At 63.7% G+C, this 15,981-nt stretch carries 15 protein-coding genes and 2 pseudogenes; 7 read left to right on the top strand and 10 right to left on the bottom strand.

The window, feature by feature from the left end; genetic code table 11:
* Positions 1 to 156 precede the first annotated feature (156 nt).
* From NCR37_RS19075 to NCR37_RS19060, 4 genes are all read right to left on the bottom strand, one after another.
* Positions 157 to 774, bottom strand: coding sequence for a flavin reductase family protein (locus NCR37_RS19075; protein WP_250474397.1), 618 nt, complete (start codon positions 772 to 774; stop codon positions 157 to 159).
* A gap of 233 nt (positions 775 to 1,007) precedes the next feature.
* A complete protein-coding gene (locus NCR37_RS19070; RefSeq protein WP_250474396.1) occupies positions 1,008 to 1,160 on the bottom strand; it encodes a hypothetical protein in 153 nt (50 codons plus the stop codon).
* Between the two features lie 214 nt (positions 1,161 to 1,374).
* A complete protein-coding gene (locus NCR37_RS19065) occupies positions 1,375 to 2,010 on the bottom strand; it encodes a hypothetical protein (protein ID WP_250474482.1) in 636 nt (211 codons plus the stop codon).
* Positions 2,011 to 2,130: 120 nt separating this feature from the next.
* Complete coding sequence (locus tag NCR37_RS19060) at positions 2,131 to 2,814, bottom strand: MgtC/SapB family protein (RefSeq protein WP_250474395.1); 684 nt, start codon at positions 2,812 to 2,814, stop codon at positions 2,131 to 2,133.
* Between the two features lie 105 nt (positions 2,815 to 2,919).
* On the opposite strand from NCR37_RS19060, the gene NCR37_RS19055 reads away from it, so the two are divergent.
* Positions 2,920 to 4,032, top strand: coding sequence for an AGE family epimerase/isomerase (locus tag NCR37_RS19055; RefSeq protein WP_250474394.1), 1,113 nt, complete (start codon positions 2,920 to 2,922; stop codon positions 4,030 to 4,032).
* Here the strand turns inward: NCR37_RS19055 and NCR37_RS19050 are convergent.
* On the bottom strand, positions 4,029 to 5,570 hold the full coding sequence (locus NCR37_RS19050; protein WP_250474393.1) for a methyl-accepting chemotaxis protein: 1,542 nt from the start codon (positions 5,568 to 5,570) through the stop codon (positions 4,029 to 4,031). The two genes, NCR37_RS19055 and NCR37_RS19050, sit on opposite strands and share 4 nt — an antisense overlap.
* Before the next feature lie 247 nt (positions 5,571 to 5,817).
* Here NCR37_RS19050 and NCR37_RS19045 point away from each other — a divergent pair, with 247 nt between their 5' ends.
* Positions 5,818 to 6,255, top strand: a complete 438-nt coding sequence (locus tag NCR37_RS19045; protein WP_206469020.1) for a PaaI family thioesterase — start codon at positions 5,818 to 5,820, stop codon at positions 6,253 to 6,255.
* Between the two features lie 73 nt (positions 6,256 to 6,328).
* On the opposite strand, the gene NCR37_RS19040 is transcribed toward NCR37_RS19045, so the two are convergent.
* The 4 genes from NCR37_RS19040 to NCR37_RS19025 are packed head-to-tail and all read right to left on the bottom strand — an operon-like array spanning position 6,329 to position 9,910.
* A complete protein-coding gene (locus NCR37_RS19040) occupies positions 6,329 to 7,177 on the bottom strand; it encodes an ureidoglycolate lyase (protein WP_250474392.1) in 849 nt (282 codons plus the stop codon).
* A 45-nt stretch (positions 7,178 to 7,222) separates the two neighbouring features.
* Positions 7,223 to 7,966 (bottom strand): SDR family oxidoreductase, encoded by a 744-nt coding sequence (locus NCR37_RS19035; RefSeq protein ID WP_250474391.1) that lies wholly within the window; start codon positions 7,964 to 7,966, stop codon positions 7,223 to 7,225.
* A 52-nt stretch (positions 7,967 to 8,018) separates the two neighbouring features.
* Entirely contained in the window at positions 8,019 to 8,867 is an 849-nt protein-coding gene (locus NCR37_RS19030; protein WP_250474390.1) for an amidohydrolase family protein, read from the bottom strand.
* Complete coding sequence (locus tag NCR37_RS19025) at positions 8,864 to 9,910, bottom strand: aldo/keto reductase (RefSeq protein ID WP_250474389.1); 1,047 nt, start codon at positions 9,908 to 9,910, stop codon at positions 8,864 to 8,866. The genes NCR37_RS19030 and NCR37_RS19025 overlap by 4 nt, the downstream gene beginning before the upstream one ends.
* A 199-nt stretch (positions 9,911 to 10,109) precedes the next feature.
* Between NCR37_RS19025 and NCR37_RS19020 the strand changes: the two genes are divergently transcribed.
* Positions 10,110 to 10,910 carry an IclR family transcriptional regulator gene (locus NCR37_RS19020; RefSeq protein WP_250474388.1) on the top strand — a complete coding sequence of 267 codons (801 nt, stop codon included), beginning with the start codon at positions 10,110 to 10,112 and terminating at the stop codon, positions 10,908 to 10,910.
* 87 nt (positions 10,911 to 10,997) lie between these two features.
* Positions 10,998 to 11,543, top strand: coding sequence for a hypothetical protein (locus NCR37_RS19015; protein WP_250474387.1), 546 nt, complete (start codon positions 10,998 to 11,000; stop codon positions 11,541 to 11,543).
* 20 nt (positions 11,544 to 11,563) lie between these two features.
* Here the strand turns inward: NCR37_RS19015 and NCR37_RS19010 are convergent, their stop codons facing one another.
* Entirely contained in the window at positions 11,564 to 13,966 is a 2,403-nt protein-coding gene (locus NCR37_RS19010) for a bifunctional acetate--CoA ligase family protein/GNAT family N-acetyltransferase (protein ID WP_250474386.1), read from the bottom strand.
* A gap of 241 nt (positions 13,967 to 14,207) precedes the next feature.
* Here NCR37_RS19010 and parA point away from each other — a divergent pair, with 241 nt between their 5' ends.
* The 3 genes and pseudogenes from parA to NCR37_RS19000 all read left to right on the top strand — a co-directional run.
* Entirely contained in the window at positions 14,208 to 14,870 is a 663-nt protein-coding gene (gene parA / locus NCR37_RS19005) for a ParA family partition ATPase (protein WP_250474385.1), read from the top strand.
* Between the two features lie 24 nt (positions 14,871 to 14,894).
* A pseudogene (locus NCR37_RS28720) lies at positions 14,895 to 15,000 on the top strand (ParB/RepB/Spo0J family partition protein); the annotation flags it as partial.
* A gap of 86 nt (positions 15,001 to 15,086) precedes the next feature.
* Positions 15,087 to 15,959 (top strand): annotated as a pseudogene (locus NCR37_RS19000) (ParB/RepB/Spo0J family partition protein); the annotation flags it as partial.
* Positions 15,960 to 15,981: the final 22 nt, after the last annotated feature.

Raw genomic sequence — 15,981 nt, 5'->3', positions numbered from 1 at the left:
GTGGAAATACGACACTGATTTGTCGCAGTTTCGCGGCAGACAGCCGGACGCCCTTGCTAGACAAGGCTTTGCGGAAGAAGGGAGAGAAGCGCGCTACGGTGGATGCGTGTCGCGCCACGACAAGTCGCGGCGCGAAGCCGATGTTTCGCCTTTGGGTCAGGCGCTCGGGCGGATCATCTGGAACATTTCGCCGATCTCGGCGTAGTCGGCGCGATAACCGGCCCGCATGATCGGGCGCGCGGCGGCGGTATCGAAGAGACCGTCCTTCAGAAACTCGCTGCGAATGTGCACGCCCACCACCTGGCCTAGCGCGAGCCAATTGTTCATCGGCTGGCCGGCGAGGTCGTGGATGCGCACCACTTGCAGCAGCCGGCATTCGAGCGCCGCCGGGGACTCGGCCACATGCGGCACGTCGACATTGCGGCCGGGTCCTTTCGTCAACCCGGCGAGCTCGAATTCGTCGATTTCCGGCGCCACCGGCGCCGACGTGCGGTTCATGCGCTCGGCGAGCGGCCGCGTCGACATATTCCAGACGAATTCGCCGGTCGCCTCGATGTTGCTGATGCTGTCCTTGCGACCTTCGCTGGAGAAGCCGATCACGTAAGGGAATGACGCGAACGCGCCGAAGAAGCTGTACGGCGCGAGGTTCACGCCGCCTTCGGCGGTGCGGCTGGAGATCCAGCCGATGACGCGCGGCGCGACAATTGCCTTGAAGGGGTCATGCGGCAGGCCGTGGCCTTCGCTCGGATCGTAGAAATGGATGTCGCCGGTCATGAGGGGCCGCGCAATGCGCGATGGTTCGTGAGAACGAAAGGATACCGCGGCGGCTCGTCGGACGACGGGCGCAGGAAAACAGCAGGGGATGTGATGCCGTGTCGCGCGCTTCGAGCGCGGAAGTGAGATGCTGGAGAACTGCTAGAAAAACTACAAAACTGGCGGGCGGGTGTACGGCGCTTGCCGTCGCATCTTGCTTCTAGTGTGTGTCCCGCGCCGCCTTTAGCCGCGCATTACAGATGAATGCCGAAAGCCGTGCCGCGTGCCTTGCGCTGACGCTCGGATTCGCGGAAACGCGCTTGATACGAGTAGTCTTTGTCCAGCGGCAGGTGCGGCGATTCGAACATCGAAGCGAGTTTTTGCAGCAATGCGAAGAGGTAGCTCATGTCAGACTCCGGTTGATAATTGAGGGTTTTCCCTTAGCGATGATTATAGGGTTTGCCCTGCCGGATTCCTAGTGCAATGCAGCATTTACTTCCAGAAAATGTTGTAGTTTTTCTACAGACACGGCTTTTTTGACCGGCTGGAAACTAGGGGCGGGACGCAAGGCGCCGCGCGGCGGTGATCGCGCGCGACCCCGAGGCACGTTGTCGCAGGGAACTATGGCGCGCTGAAGGCGTCGGGGACGGTCGGGAGGCGGATCACCGGCTGGGCGATGACGGTCGCGTACGTCGCCAGCATCGCGCACAGAAGCCAGGCGAACGAGTGGAACGAGTGCGAAGCAACGGCCGCCACGTGCCGATCGAGCGAGACAGTGTCGGGCGCGGGCAAAGCGGTCGCGGTAGCAAGGAGCGTCGGGCCTTCCTCCGCCGGACCGGGCGAACTCGACGAATCCGCGATCAGATCGCCTTGCGTCGGCGTCTCCGCCCGCGCTTCGGCCGGCGCCGCTGCACGCGCTGCTCGCCGCCTCGCCGACGATTCCACCGCCGCCAGAAACACCTCCGGCAACTCGAAGCCCTCGAACGTGCCCTGACGGATATCGGTGTTCATCGCCTGCTGAGTGGCGCGTTCCGCGTCCTCGGCGAAGAGGTCGAGCGTTTCGCCGGGGCGGATCGCTTCGCGCAGTTGGGCGACGCGCTGCGCGGTGCGCGCCGGACTCCGGCGGCTGGCTTTGGCGGAAGGAACGGTATCGTCCGATGAGACGTCAGGATTTCGGGGTACAGCGGAATCTGGCATAGGTCGCAAGCTGCGGATCGAAAGACTGCGGCCGGAACTGCTGGCGCGCAGCGCGCCCACGCGGTCCGGCAATAAATTTCGAGGCCGCATTGTCGCACGGCTGCGGGCCTTATCCAGCGGCTTTACGCGATGTTTCGGCGTTCAATTTCGCATCCGTGCGATGCACTCGCGCGCCGCCGCTCAGCCGGTGCCGTCTTCGCGAAACTCGCGGACGACTTCGAGTTGCCGCAAGCGCGCGCAGATCGACCGATACTCCCCTTCCGACACGCGCGACAACTCGACTTGCACCTCGTCCGAATCGGGCGACTCTTCGCTCTGCTGCACCACGAACTGCTTCACGCGCACGCTGCCCGGCCCGAGCGCCTCGTGCAGCGCGTGAAACGAGAGCGAGCCGCGATCCACGAGCATCGTCAGTTGTCGGCGCTGTCTCACCGAGATGAAACGTCGCTCGAGCGGCTTCAAGCCCGCCAGAATGATAAGGATGATCGCCGTCGCCGCGATCGATGCGGTGTACAGGCCGCCACCGACCGCGAGACCGATCGCCGCGACGGACCACAGGCTCGCCGCCGTCGTCAGGCCGCGGACGATTTCGCCGCGCAGAAGAATCGAGCCCGCGCCGAGGAAGCCGATGCCCGACACGACCTGCGCCGCCACGCGCGATGGGTCCAGCACCACGTGCTCCGCCTTAAGCGCATCCGCGAATCCGAACGCGGACACGATCATGATCAACGCCGAGCCGACGCACACGAGCATATGCGTGCGCAGCCCGGCGGCCCATGAAAGCCGCTCGCGCTCGAAGCCGATCACGCTGCCGAGCACGGCGGCCATGACGAGCCGGGATACAAGTTCGACGTTGTTCAACATGTTTTTCTCTCCTCATGATGCCGGCTTGTCGCGCGACGAGCGCCGTTTGCTATGCTTGCCAGGCTACGCCGTAGCGCCTCTCAGAACACTTCTAAAGACTGTCGCATGCAACATCAATCCACGCCCGGCGCACCGTCGACGCCGTCCGCGAATCTTCAAACCGGCGCGGCGCTGCGCGCGCATTACGCGAACGTCGTGCTTCCGCTGTGGCGCGGCCCCGGCTTCGACGCGACGCTGCGCCTGCCGTTCGAAGCCGTCGGTCCCGACGACCACGCGCCGCTGCCGCCCAAGCGTTATCGCGCGATGGCGTGCGCGCGCCAGCTTTTCGTCTTTACGGATGCGGGCGATCTGGACCACGCGGCGACCTTGTTCGAGTCGTTGCAGCACTACTTTCACGACACGCGCCACGGCGGTTGGTTCTATAGCGTGGATGCAAACGGCGCGCCGCTCGAGCGACAGAAGGACTTATACACGCACGCGTTCGTCGTTTTCGCGTGCGCGCATTACGCGAGCAAGAGCGGTTCGGCGCGCGCGTTCGCCGTCCTCGATGAAACGGCGAAGCTGATCGAAACGCGGTTCGCGCATGTTGGGGAAGTCCTGAACGCCGTCGTGGCGGAAGACTTCTCCGCGACGTGGGAAGGTCCGCTGCAGAACCCGCTGATGCACCTCTCGGAAGCATGGCTCGCTGCCCGCGAAGCGACGGGCGACGCCGCCTACGACGCACGCCTCGCCACGCTCGCCGAGTGGATCGCGCGCCTTTTCGTGCACGAGCCGACGGGCTGCATCGCCGAACTGCCTGTCGGCGCGGCGGACAACCGGCTGGAGCCGGGACATCAATTCGAATGGTATTTCCTGGTCAAAGGCAGCGGACACGCCGCATTCAAGGCCGTCGCGCTGGATGAGCGGCTGGAACGCGCGTTCGACTTCGCGCAGAAGCACGGCATCGAAGAGAAGACGGGCGGCGTGTTCGCCGCGCTCGATGAAACCGGCCGCGTGATCGACGGCACGCAGCGCATCTGGGCGCAGACCGAATATCTGCGGGCGCTCGCCACGCGCGGCAACGCGCTCGGCGAGCAGATCAGCCGATACGCCGCGCGCTTCTTGCACGCGCGGGGATGGGTGGAGTGCCGCTCGGCCGATGGCAGCATCAGCCGGGCGGAAATGCCGTCCACGACGCCGTATCACCTTGCCACGGCGTACGCGTCGTTGCCTGCTTAGGCGAGCTGGAACACGGAGACCGCCGCCTTCAACTGCCGCGTCTGCTCGTGCAACGAAGACGCGGCAGCCGCGGCCTGCTCGACGAGCGCCGCGTTCTGCTGGGTCATCTCGTCCATCTGCGTGACCGCCTGATTCACCTGCTCGATGCCGACGCTCTGCTCCAGCGACGACGCGCTGATCTCCGCCATCATCTGCGTGACGCGCGAGATCGACGTGGACACTTCGCGCATCGCGGAGCCGGCGCGCTCGACCAGTTCCGAGCCGTCGCTGACCTGAGCGACGGACTCGCCGATCAATTCCTTGATTTCCTTCGCCGATTGCGCCGAACGCTGCGCGAGGCCGCGCACTTCGCCCGCCACGACCGCGAAGCCGCGGCCCTGCTCGCCTGCGCGTGCCGCTTCGACGGCCGCATTCAACGCGAGGATGTTCGTCTGAAACGCGATGCCGTCGATGACGGAAATGATCTCGGCGATCTTGTCGGAGCTTTGCGCAATCACACGCATCTTGTCGACGACGTCGTCCACGACGCTCGACCCGCGCGACGTCGCTTCGAGTGCTTCGCCCGCGAGCGCGTTCGCTTCGCGCGCGTGTTCGGCGTTCTGGCGCACGGTGGCGGTCAGCTCTTCCATGCTCGATGCGGTTTCTTCCAGCGAAGCCGCCTGATTCTCGGTGCGCGCCGACAAGTCCGCGTTGCCGCTTGCGATTTCGTCCGCGCCGAAGTTGATGGATTCCGACGTCTCGCGCACGGTCTTCACAGTGTTCGCGACGCTCGCCTGCATGGCGGCGAGACCGGCGAACAGGCGGCCGATTTCGTTGGTGCCGCGATCCGCGATGCGCTCGTCGAGGCGGCCTTGCGCGATGCGCTCGAAATGGCGGCCGGCTTCTTCCAGCGGCGCGATGACGCCGCGACGCAGTGCGAAGTGCACGAGCACGACGCCGCCGATCAGCGCGACGGCGATCGCCAACCCCACCGCGCGGAACCACGCGTAACGCGTGTCGATCGATTCGAGGTACGCATTGCTCGACGCATTGCCGAAGTCGACGAATTTCTGCTGTTCCGCGAGATAGCGGTCCTGGAAGCCCTGCGTCGGCTGATCGAGAAACGCCTGAATATTGCCTGCGTCGAGATACTGCACGAGTTCGGAGAGCGCTTTCGCGTACTCAGCGTATTTCGCCTGCAGCGCGTTCATGCGCGCGACGTTTTCATCGCCGGTCTTGGGCGCGTTCATGAAAGCGCCGAACGACTTCTCCGCGCTCGCAATCTGTTCACGCGCATGCTGCACGATCTCGACCGGCTCCGTGCCGCCTCGCACCATGCGCGTACCGGCGCGCGACAGGTTGATGCGCGCATCCATCAAATGCTGCGTGGTCTTGTTGACGGCGTTGACCTGTTTCAGCGCGATGTCCGAAAGACTATTGACGTCGTCGTGCGTCCTCGAAAGCGACCAGAAGCCCAGCCCTTCGGTCACGAGTTGAAAGACACAAAACACGACGAGTACCGCGAGCAAGCCCGATGCAACCTTGATTTTTCCAAACATCACTTCCACCCGTACTGACGAATTGACCGTTCCATGACGGCGACAGTGCGGGTTTACGGCATGCATCGCAACAAGCTTGAATCGTTAGCGGCGAAAGCTGTCTATGCGGTACGACGTCCGGGCGCGCGGGCGCCGCGGTACGCCGAAATGCACCATTGCACGATTTTTGCCGAACTTCCTTGCGAAGCGCGCGAACGCTATCTATTGTCTTTGCAGGACGGCGCCGAACCCACCAAGGAGTGTCCGAATGGCCGAGATTGTCGATATCGCACGCGGTGCACTGAACGCGCAGCCGTTCAGCGCCTTGCTTGGCACCAAGCTGATGCAGGTCGATTCAGCGAGTCTCACGCTGTGTCTGCCGATCCGCGACGAATTGAGGCAACAGCACGGCTTCGTGCATGGCGGCGTGGTGAGCTATCTGGTCGACAACGCGCTCACCTTTGCCGGCGCATTGCGGCTCGGTCCGAAGGTGGTCACGGGCGAGTTCAAGATCAATCATCTGCGCCCGGCGGTAACGGGCACGCTGATGGCGCGGGCGCGCGTGGTTCATGCGGGCATGGCGCAGGCGACTTGCCAATGCGATGTCTTCGTCACCGACGGCAATACCGAGCGGCTCGTCGCGGTGGCGCAGGGCACGATTACGCGGATCGGCGACGGCGCGGCAGAAGCGCTCTACGACGCGTAGGCTGTTTCTTCTACCGTCCAGCAGCGAAAAACCTCGCCGCGGCGAGGTTTTCTGTTTTCGAACGCACGGCGTGTTACTTGGCCGCGACGGTCTTCTGCTGCTGCTCGCCGAGACCCTGAATGCCGAGACGCATCGTCTGGCCGGCCTTGAGGAACACCGGGCTCGGCTTCACGCCCATGCCGACGCCCGGCGGCGTGCCGGTGGAAATGATGTCGCCGGGCTGCAGGCTCATCGTCTTCGACAAGTACGCGACCAGTTGCGCGACTGTGAAAACCATCGTCTTCGTGTTGCCGTTCTGGTAGCGATGGCCGTCCACTTCGAGCCACAGGTCGAGCTTCTGCGGATCGTCGATTTCGTCCTTCGTGACGAGCCACGGGCCGATCGGGCCGAACGTGTCGAAACCCTTGCCCTTGTCCCACTGCGTACCGTGTTCCAGCTGCCATTCGCGCTCGGACACGTCGTTGATCACGCAGTAGCCCGCGACGTAATCGAGCGCGGTGGCTTCGTCGACGTACTTCGCTTCTTTGCCGATCACCACGCCCAGTTCGACTTCCCAGTCCGTCTTCCTGGAGTCGCGCGGAATCTCGACGTCGTCGTTCGGGCCGCAAATGGCGCTCGTCCACTTGCCGAAGATGACCGGCTCGGTCGGCACCGGCAAGTTCGATTCGGCGGCGTGGTCCGCGTAGTTCAGGCCGATGCACACGAACTTGCCGACCCGCGCGACGCACGGCCCAATGCGCGGATTGCCCTCGACGACGGGCAGCGACGCCGGATCGACGGCGCGCAGTTTCGCCAGGCCCGCATCGGTCAGCGTGTCGCCGGCAATATCGCCCACGACCGACGAAAGGTCGCGAATCTGGCCGTCGGCGTCGAGCAGGCCCGGCTTTTCCTGACCCTTGGGGCCGTAACGAAGCAGCTTCATCTGATGTGATCCTCGTGGTTCTGAAAGTTGAAAAGCGACGGACGGTCAGTTGGACCAGCCGCCATCGATAACGTGAATCTGACCCGTGGTGAACGACGACTCGTCGGAGCCGAGATACAGCGCGAGCGCAGCGATCTCGCTTGCGCGGCCGACGCGCCCCATCGGCTGACGCGCGACGAACGCGGCCTGCACCTGCTCGACGGTCGCGCCTTGCGCCTGCGCCTGCTCCGCGATGCGCTCCTTCAGCGACGGCGATTCCACGGTGCCCGGACAAATGGCGTTGCAGCGGATGCCGCGCGTGACGAAATCCGCCGCGACCGACTTCGTCAAGCCGATGACCGCCGCCTTCGACGCGCCGTACACGAAGCGGTTCGGCACGCCCTTCACGCTCGAGGCCGCCGACGACATGTTGATGATCGAGCCGCTGCCCTTCTCCAGCATGGCGGGCAGGAACGCGCGGATCGTCCGGTACATGGCCTTCGCGTTTAGGTCGAAGGCGAAGTCCCAGTCGGCTTCCGTCGCTTCGAGAATCGAGCCGGCGTGAACGTATCCCGCGCAGTTGAACAGCACGTCGATTGCGCCGATCTCGTTCGCGAGATCGCTGATTGCCTGCGCGTCGAGAACGTCGAGCTTGCGCGCCTCGAACGGCTTGCCTTCAAGCGATTCGATGCGGATATCCGTCGCGATCACGCGCGCGCCTTCAGCCGCGAACATTTCGGCCGTCGCGAGCCCGATGCCTTGTCCGGCCGCTGTGATCAGCGCGGTCTTGCCTGCCAGTCTTTGTACCATCCACTGCTCCAGTCCAGGTTGATTTTGAGACATGCCGGGTATATGGCAGGTCTCAGAGACGGTAGAACGCGCGGGCGTTTGCGCCGAAAATCGCCGCTTGCCCGGCCTTTTCGAGATGCGCGATGAGGCGCGTGGCGGCAGCATGCCATTCAGTGTAGCCGCCGTTGAGATTCAGCACCGGCCAATCGCTGCCCCACATCAGACGTTCTGCGCCGAATTGCCCGATCAGATGCGCGACGTAGGGTTGCAGCGTCGCCTCCGTCCAGTTCGGCGCGGCTTCTGTGGCGAGGCCGGACAGCTTGCAGTAGAGCCGCTGGGGCACCGCCGCAAGTTGCGCGATGCCATCGGCCCAGGGTTGCCAGCCCGCGTCGATACCGTCGTGAATCGGCGGCTTCGCGCCATGATCGACGACGATGCGCAGCAACGGAAACCGCCGCGCGAACTCGATTAGCGACGGCACGTGGCGCGCGAAGATGAGCGCGTCGAAGGCGAGATCGAGTTCGATGAGGCGCTGTATCGCGGCGTCGCGGGGCGCGTGAGCAATCCACGTATCGTCGGGCAAGTCCTGAAGCATCGGGCGCACGCCTTTGAACTTCGGTTCGCGCGCCAACTCGTCGATGATGTCGAGCGCGTCGTCGGAATCGAGCGGAACCCAGCCGACGACACCCGCCACCGATTGATCGTCGCGGGCCAGTGCAAGCAGATAGCGGGTTTCATCGACGGTCGGCGCAGCCTGAACGACGACCGTGCGAGCGACGCCCGTCGCCTCGCGCAGCGGCGCGAGATCACGTGGTCCGAATACGCGATAGAGCGGCTCGAGCTCGGGCGTGAGCCAGCCGTAGTCGCCGCGCGCGGGATCCCAATAATGCTGATGCGCGTCGATCGAGTCGTCCGGCATCATCGCGGCACCGGCGCGTTCGCGTGAAGCAGCCCTTCGGCACGCAGCGCATCCCAGAGCGCGGGTGGAATCGGTGTCGCGAAGGAGGCGGCGTTTTGGCGCACTTCGTCGGGCGTGCGCGCGCCCATCAGCACGGTGGCCACAACTTTATGCGCATAAGGAAACTGCAGCGCCGCGGCGGAAAGCGCCACGCCGAAGTCACGGCAGACACGCTCCAGTTTGCCGACGCGTTCGACAACTTCTTTGGGTGCGTCGCCGTAGTTGAACTTGAGATCGCCGTGCGCGTTCGTATCCAGGCCACGCGCGAGGATGCCCGAGTTGAACGCTCCGCCAAGCAGGATGCTGACGCCGCGCTTCTCGCATTCGGGCAGCAGATCGTCGAGCGTGTTCTGCTCGAGCAGCGTGTAACGTCCGGCGAGAAGCGCGCAGTCGATGTCGTATTCGGCCATCGCTTCCATGACGGCTGCGCCTTCGTTGACGCCGAGGCCGACGGCCTTGACGCCGCGCGATTGCTTCAATTCGTCGAGCGCGCGAAAACCGCCCTCGTCCGTCAACTGCCGCCAGTAGTGGGCGTTCTCTTCGCCGTGCGTGTATCGGCCGATATCGTGAATGAGCACGATGTCGATATCGATCATGCCGAGCCGATGTTGACTGTCTTCGAACGAGCGGAGGATGCCGTCGTAGGTGTAGTCGTAGATCGCCTGAAACGGCAGCGGATTCGCCCAGCCTTCGCTTCCGTCATCGGGCGTCGTTCGCGGCACGAAACGACGCCCGACTTTCGTCGAGAGAACGAACTCGTCGCGCGTGTACCGGCGCAGCGCATCCCCCAGGCGATGCTCCGCCTTCGTGTGTCCGTAGTGCGGCGCGGTGTCGAAAAAGCGGAGGCCTGCTTGCCACGCGGCATCCACGGTGGCGCGCGCTTCGTCTTCGGTCAGTTCGTGATAGAGGCCGCCGAGCGGCGCGGTGCCGAGCGACAGCGCCGTCACTTCCAGCGGGGTCGATCCGATTCGGCGTCGGGGCAAAACGTCCTGCTTTTCAGCGGTCATTGCAAGCCTCGGAGAGTTGATGCGATTGACTGCGAATCGAGCTGTGGCGAATTTGACGCTCGAAGTGGCGATTCATTCATTAATGAACGTATTATTCATAGACGCACAAAACCAAGTCAAGGATGGCGCGGCCCCGGGCGGTCGGTGTATTCCCTAAGACCGTGGCCGGACGCCCGGACGCCCGAACGCACGCCGAAACATGAACCGACAGACGCCAACCGCCGTGGACGCGGAAGACAACGATGCCGACCGATATCGCGCGCCGGCGCTCGACAAGGGACTGGACATCCTCGAATTGCTGGCCGAGCAAAAGTCGGGACTCACGCGTGCGGAAATCACGAAGCTGCTCGGGCGCAACGCGAGCGAGATGTATCGCATGCTCGAGCGGCTGGTCGCGCGCCAATACGTCGTGCGCTCGCCCGAGGGCGACCGTTACTCGTTGAGCCTCAAGCTGTACGCGCTCGCGCACCGTCATCCGCCGATGAACCGGCTGATTGCGGAGGCGTTGCCCGCGATGCAGCGTTTCGCCGACGCGGCGGAGCAATCGGTGCATCTCGCCGTCTATGACCGCGGCAACTTGCTCGTCATCGCGCAGGTGGACGGCCCGGGCGCCTGGGGCATTTCCGTGCGTCTCGGCTCGCGCGTCGGATTGATCGACACGGGATCGGGCCGCGTGATATTGGCCTTTCAGACCGACGAGCAGCGCGACCACATGTTGGCCGAGCATACGAAAGTGAAAGGCGAATTGCCGATCGACCGCAGCGTGCTCGACGCCGATTACCGACGGATCCGGGAAGCCGGCTTCTCGAAGAAGGAGAGTCAGCAAACCTTCGGCATCACGGACGTGACGTTCCCGCTGCTCGGTCCGTCAGGGCAAGCGATCGCAGCGCTCACGTGTCCGTACATGCGGCGAATCGACGAGTACGTGGCGCCGTCCATCGAGGAAGTCACCTCGTTGCTGAGAGATGCCGCGGCCGCGCTTTCGATGTCGCGCGTTTAGCCGCGCGCGGATCACGTTAGAATGGCGGCCCTCTCAAAATAGCGGCTGCCCATTGCGAGCCGCCGTGCCTATCTCGACGCATCATCCATGGCGAAACTTCTTTCCGATTCCGAGTTCCTGCGCTTTTCCGAGCTTCAGCAAAAGCAAGCGAGCTTCACCATCACTACCGACGAGGCCGATGAACTGCGTGACATCGTCGCCCGCGCGCAGAAAAAACGCGACGATCGCGCCGCCGCCATGCAGGCCATCGAAGCGTACATCGCGCAGTTCGACATTAGCCCGGACGAACTCTTCTCCCCCGAGCAGATCGGCGAAGCGGCGCGCACTTACGGTCTGATTCCCGCCGCGAAGAAGGAGCGCGCGCTGCCGCCGCAATTAACGCACAACGGCAAGCCGTACCAGTGGACGTCGCGCGCGTTGCCCGATGAAATTCGCACGCCGCTCTTCGAAGCGTTCACGGCGGGACATTCCGTGAAGGCGTTCATCGCGACGCCGAAGGACGCCGCGCGCTGCGCACTTACGATCGCGCGGCTCGAACGCGAGACCGGCGCTTCGTATGCCGAAGCATTGTTAAACGAACTGTCGCTGTCGCGCGAACAGATCGACGACGCGCTCTCGAAAATCGGCGCCTAACTACGTGCGGCGGACGGCGGCTATGTCGGCGTCTCGACGAGCCGCATCCTGAAACCGACGACGCCCGGGTCGTCCGTGCGCGTCAACTCGAAACCGAGCTTGCGCGCCAGCCCGATCATGCCCGCGTTTTCCCGCAAGGCTTCGCCGATCATCCATCGCGTGCCGCGCTTTTTTTCGTAATCGATGATCCGCGTGAGCAGCAGCGAGCCTAAGCCCTGCCCTTTCATGTCGGAGCGCGCCGCGAGCGCGAACTCGGCCGTCTCGTTGTCCGGGTCGGCGATGGCGCGCGCGACCGCAAGCGTCTCGGACGCGCCGTCCGCGTTCGTTCGCGTCACGATGAGCGCCATCTCGCGGTCGTAGTCGATTTGCGTCATTCGCGCGAGTTGCGAATGATCGAAGCTGCGCACCGCGCCGAAGAAGCGCAGTCGCAAATCTTCCGCCGTGTTCGCGGCGACAAATGCCCGATGCGCGTCTTCGTCTTCCGGTCGAATGGGCCGCACCGTGATGCGCATGCCGCGCCAGTCCAGCGTCTCTTCCATCGCACGCGGATACGGGACGATCGCGAGCGGTTTGCGGTGCGCGCCCAACGTCAGTTGCGGCTCGTGCACGGCAACTGAGTCGCGCGTCACCTGCAACGTTAGCCGAAGCGCGACGATTTCCTCGACATAACAAACGAGTTGGGACAACGCCGTGAGCGCCTGAAGCAGCATGTCGCCGGGCAACTCCCGTGAGCGCGGCGAGCGTGCGATCAGATCGCGAGCGAGCACCGGATTCAGCGGCGGCAGTGAGAATTCATGAAGGGCATCCGCGAGCCCTAGCGCGCCTTCCGCCCGGAACTCGAAGACGGGGCCAAAGACGCGATGGTTGAGAAGGCGCGTCTGTATTTCGACTCCCTCGGTGGACTTTGCACCGCAAGGCCCCGCCGTCACGGCGATGCCGAAGCGGACGAGAATACGCGATGCGCGGTTCCCCGCCAGTTCGACCGTGCCGTTCGCCAGCGCCTCGCGGACCTCCTTTTGCGCATCGTCGATGTCTTTCGGCACATCAGCGGGCAACCCGTCGGGCGTCTGCATAAGCAGTTCGCGGCCGTGCCGGAAGTCGACCAGTCGCGCAAAGCCGCGCGCCAGTCGATGCGGCGTCGTGTGCACGGGGATCCCGGCCGCATGAAGATCATCGCGCGTGGCCGCATCGATGCATCCGAAAAAGCAGGCAAGCAGACCGCGATAGGTATGCTGGCGCTCCGCGATGAGCGTGCGCGCAACGTCCGCGACCGGTGCGCTGTGCGTCGGCGCGTGCACGACGAACGCTGTACCGGTCTCGCGATACGGTGCGAGCGTTCGAAGCGCATTGGCGAAATCGCTCGCCGATGCGTCGTCACCGAGAAGCAGCGGGTTGCCGGATTGCGCTCCCGGCAACGCAGCCGCGACGGCGTCCCGTGCGGCCGCAGGAAAGGCGGCGAGCCCGCCTCCCGCCGCGCCGAAGGCGTCTTTCGCAAGGGCCGCCACACCGCGATCGCTCGTGATGACCGTCGCCGCGTCGCTCGAGGCGACGCGCCCGACGCCGAGGGTTTCGATTTCGTCGAGAAGGTCGTCGAGCGAGTCGACGCGCACGAGCCCCGCGCGTCGAAATGCAGCGCCGTACAGTCGATCGAACGGATCGTCGTGACCGGTGCGCAGTACCAGCACGGGCTTGTTTCGCGCGGCCGCACGAGCGGCGGACATGAATTTCCGGGCTGCGCTTATCGTTTCGATGGCGAGCAGGATTGCCCGCGTCGACGCGTCGCTCGCCAGAAAGTCCACAACGTCCCCAGCGTCAACGTCGGCTTCGTCGCCGAGCGCGACTACTCTTGAAAAACCGAGGCCGCGAGCACGGGCCCAGCCCAAGACGCCGTTCGTCAGCGCGTTCGATGCCGACACCCATGCGACTCGGCCTGATTTCACCTCGCACACCGGCGCACCGAGACAGGCGCCGATCGACGGCGTCATGACACAGAGGCTCGCCGGCCCGACGACGCGAAGCAGATGCGGGCGGGCGGCAGCGAGCGTGCGACTGGTCCATTCGTGCTGCGATGCAACGGCTGATGGCTCATATGACGCAGCAGGTCCGCCCTCATGCGCCTCGCCGATGATCACGACGGCCTTCGTTCCCCGCCGACCGAGACTCTCGACGAGCGAAGGCCATGTTTCAGGCCGCGTGCACAACACCGCCACACTCGGCGCATCAGGAAGGTCGTCGACGTCAGCGAAGACCGGTTGTCCGTCGAGCGAGGCGTGCTTCGGATTGACGGGCCACACGGGGCCTGCGAATCCGCAGGAAGTCGCGCGTTTCCATACCATTTCACCGATGCTTCTCGTCCGCAACGACGCGCCGATTACCGCAATCGACTGCGGAGCGAACAGGGTGTCGAGGTTGCGAACGGTCATAGCGGCTCTCACCAGGTTGGACAACGGTAAGCATAGGCGATCTGACGAACTGGTTGAACGAGCACGGAGGCTTGCGCGTGTCCGCGAGCTTTATGCGCATAAAGCCGGCAGAAGCCCGACGCCGCCGGTTTATGCGCATAAAGCCTCGTCCGTTTGGCTAACGCGTCGTTTTACTACGAATATCGCTGGAAAAAGTTTTAGCGCTATGTAGAATTCCAAACGGACATTTTCGGAGCGAAACGTGGCGGCGGAAATCATAGCGATCACACAACAGAAGGGTGGGGTCGGCAAAAGTACGATAGCGATGCACCTCGGCGCGGCCTTCCATGAGAAGAAGAAGCGCGTGCTCGTTGTCGATGCGGATGGCCAGAACACGCTCATTCACTGGTCAAGCGCCGCATCGGAAGACGCGTCCGGCATTCCGTTTCCAGTGGTCAACCTTTCGGAGGCGGGCGGCCAAATCCACCGCGAAATCAGGAAGTTCATCAACGACTACGACATCATCGTCGTAGACTGTCCGCCGTCGATCACGGAGAAGGTCTCGGGCGTGGTCCTCCTGGCCGCCAGCATCGCGGTTATTCCGACGTCTTCCTCGCCCGCGGATTATTGGTCGAGCGTCGGACTCGTCAAGCTGGTGCAACAGGCGCAGGTCATGAACGAAGATTTGCGCGCGGTCTTTTTGCTCAACAAGACCGAGGAGAAACGCATGCTCACGCGAGAATTGAAAGTCGCGCTGGAAGAGCTTGGCTTTCCGCTGCTCAAGACGCAGATTCCGACGCGCGAGTGCTACAAACAAGCAATGGCGCTTGGCCAGACCGTGCTGCAGATGACGGATCGCGGCTCGCGGCTCGCGGCGGCAGAGATCCGGGCGTGTGCCGACGAGATCGTCGCCATGCTCGCCTGACTTTATGCGCATAAAGGACCCTGAATGAAACCGTCGCAGTTCGCAAGGGGCTTCAAAGCCCGTCCCGATACCACGAGCAGTGAGAAGAGAACCGCGCTCGATCGAATCAACGCAATCGACGGCATCGTCGACCTTCAGCAGGCGTCGCAGGCCGCAGCCAATGGCCGGTCGAGCGCATTCGTCGCCGACGATCAATCTGACGCGAACGGGGCACATGAAACGGAGCCATACCGAGCCTGGCGAAAAGCGAATCGCTACACGGTAGGGCAGGTGATCGAGTTGCCGCTCAAGGCCATCAAGCCGAGTCCGTTCAATCCGCGTCACTTCTATCTGAAGGCTTCGATCGCCGAACTGGCCGTCAACTTAGCCAAGCAAGGTCAACAGCAAGCCATTCACGTCATTCCCGACTACGACGAGCCGGGCATGTTCTTCGTGAGCGACGGCGGCCGCCGCGTGCGCGCGCTGAAGGAGGCCAACAAGGAGACGGTGAAGGCAGTCGTCGTCGACTTGCCGATCGGCATCGAGAGCTACAAGCTCGGCTACGACCTCAACGTCCAGCGCGATTCGCAGACCGTCTTCGACAACGCGGTCGTATGGCGTCGGTTCTTGGACGAGCAACACTTCCAGAGTCAACGTGAATTGGCGGAACACCTTGGGCTGGATGAATCGACGATCGCCGTGGCGCTATCTATCGCGAAGCTGCCGGAAAACGTGATGCAAGAGATGGTCGCTCGGCCGGACCGGTTCGGTTCCAATATGGCGTATCAAATCTCCCGCTATCACGCAGCGCGTGGAAGCGACGCGACGCTTCGGCTCATCAACAAGATCGCGTCTGACGACTTGAGCACGCGCCAGGTCGCGGACATCGTCAAGGGGCGAGCCAGCGGGCAAGAGACACCGAAGCCGCTCGGCCGGCAACGGTATGCGCAACGGCTGGAGGTCAAGCTGGACGGCGTTGCAGTCGGGGATCTCAAGTCTTATGGCGAGGACCGGCTCGAGTTGAGGCTGCGGGGCTTGTCACGCGAGACACGCGACGAACTGCTGCATCAAATTGAGACGATGCTGGAAAAAGCCAATACGCGAAAATAACGGTACGCCGCAGGCGGCTTGA

It is taken from the genome of Caballeronia sp. GAFFF1 (assembly GCF_023630705.1).
In the GTDB taxonomy this organism is placed as follows: domain Bacteria; phylum Pseudomonadota; class Gammaproteobacteria; order Burkholderiales; family Burkholderiaceae; genus Caballeronia.
Note: the sequence above shows the minus strand (reverse complement) of the source record. Positions and strands in the feature narration are given on the sequence as shown.

Excerpts from the sequence above, each read along its gene's own strand:
- NCR37_RS19030 (WP_250474390.1), bottom strand. The coding sequence starts at position 8,867 with ATGATGCCGGACGACTCGATCGACGCGCATCAGCATTATTGGGATCCC.
- NCR37_RS19025 (WP_250474389.1), bottom strand. The coding sequence starts at position 9,910 with ATGACCGCTGAAAAGCAGGACGTTTTGCCCCGACGCCGAATCGGATCG.
- NCR37_RS19010 (WP_250474386.1), bottom strand. The coding sequence starts at position 13,966 with ATGACCGTTCGCAACCTCGACACCCTGTTCGCTCCGCAGTCGATTGCG.
- NCR37_RS19015 (WP_250474387.1), top strand. The coding sequence starts at position 10,998 with ATGGCGAAACTTCTTTCCGATTCCGAGTTCCTGCGCTTTTCCGAGCTT.
- NCR37_RS19055 (WP_250474394.1), top strand. The coding sequence starts at position 2,920 with ATGCAACATCAATCCACGCCCGGCGCACCGTCGACGCCGTCCGCGAAT.
- NCR37_RS19040 (WP_250474392.1), bottom strand. The coding sequence starts at position 7,177 with ATGAAGCTGCTTCGTTACGGCCCCAAGGGTCAGGAAAAGCCGGGCCTG.
- NCR37_RS19050 (WP_250474393.1), bottom strand. The coding sequence starts at position 5,570 with ATGTTTGGAAAAATCAAGGTTGCATCGGGCTTGCTCGCGGTACTCGTC.
- NCR37_RS19045 (WP_206469020.1), top strand. The coding sequence starts at position 5,818 with ATGGCCGAGATTGTCGATATCGCACGCGGTGCACTGAACGCGCAGCCG.
- NCR37_RS19070 (WP_250474396.1), bottom strand. The coding sequence starts at position 1,160 with ATGAGCTACCTCTTCGCATTGCTGCAAAAACTCGCTTCGATGTTCGAA.
- NCR37_RS19020 (WP_250474388.1), top strand. The coding sequence starts at position 10,110 with ATGAACCGACAGACGCCAACCGCCGTGGACGCGGAAGACAACGATGCC.
- NCR37_RS19060 (WP_250474395.1), bottom strand. The coding sequence starts at position 2,814 with ATGTTGAACAACGTCGAACTTGTATCCCGGCTCGTCATGGCCGCCGTG.
- NCR37_RS19075 (WP_250474397.1), bottom strand. The coding sequence starts at position 774 with ATGACCGGCGACATCCATTTCTACGATCCGAGCGAAGGCCACGGCCTG.
- NCR37_RS19035 (WP_250474391.1), bottom strand. The coding sequence starts at position 7,966 with ATGGTACAAAGACTGGCAGGCAAGACCGCGCTGATCACAGCGGCCGGA.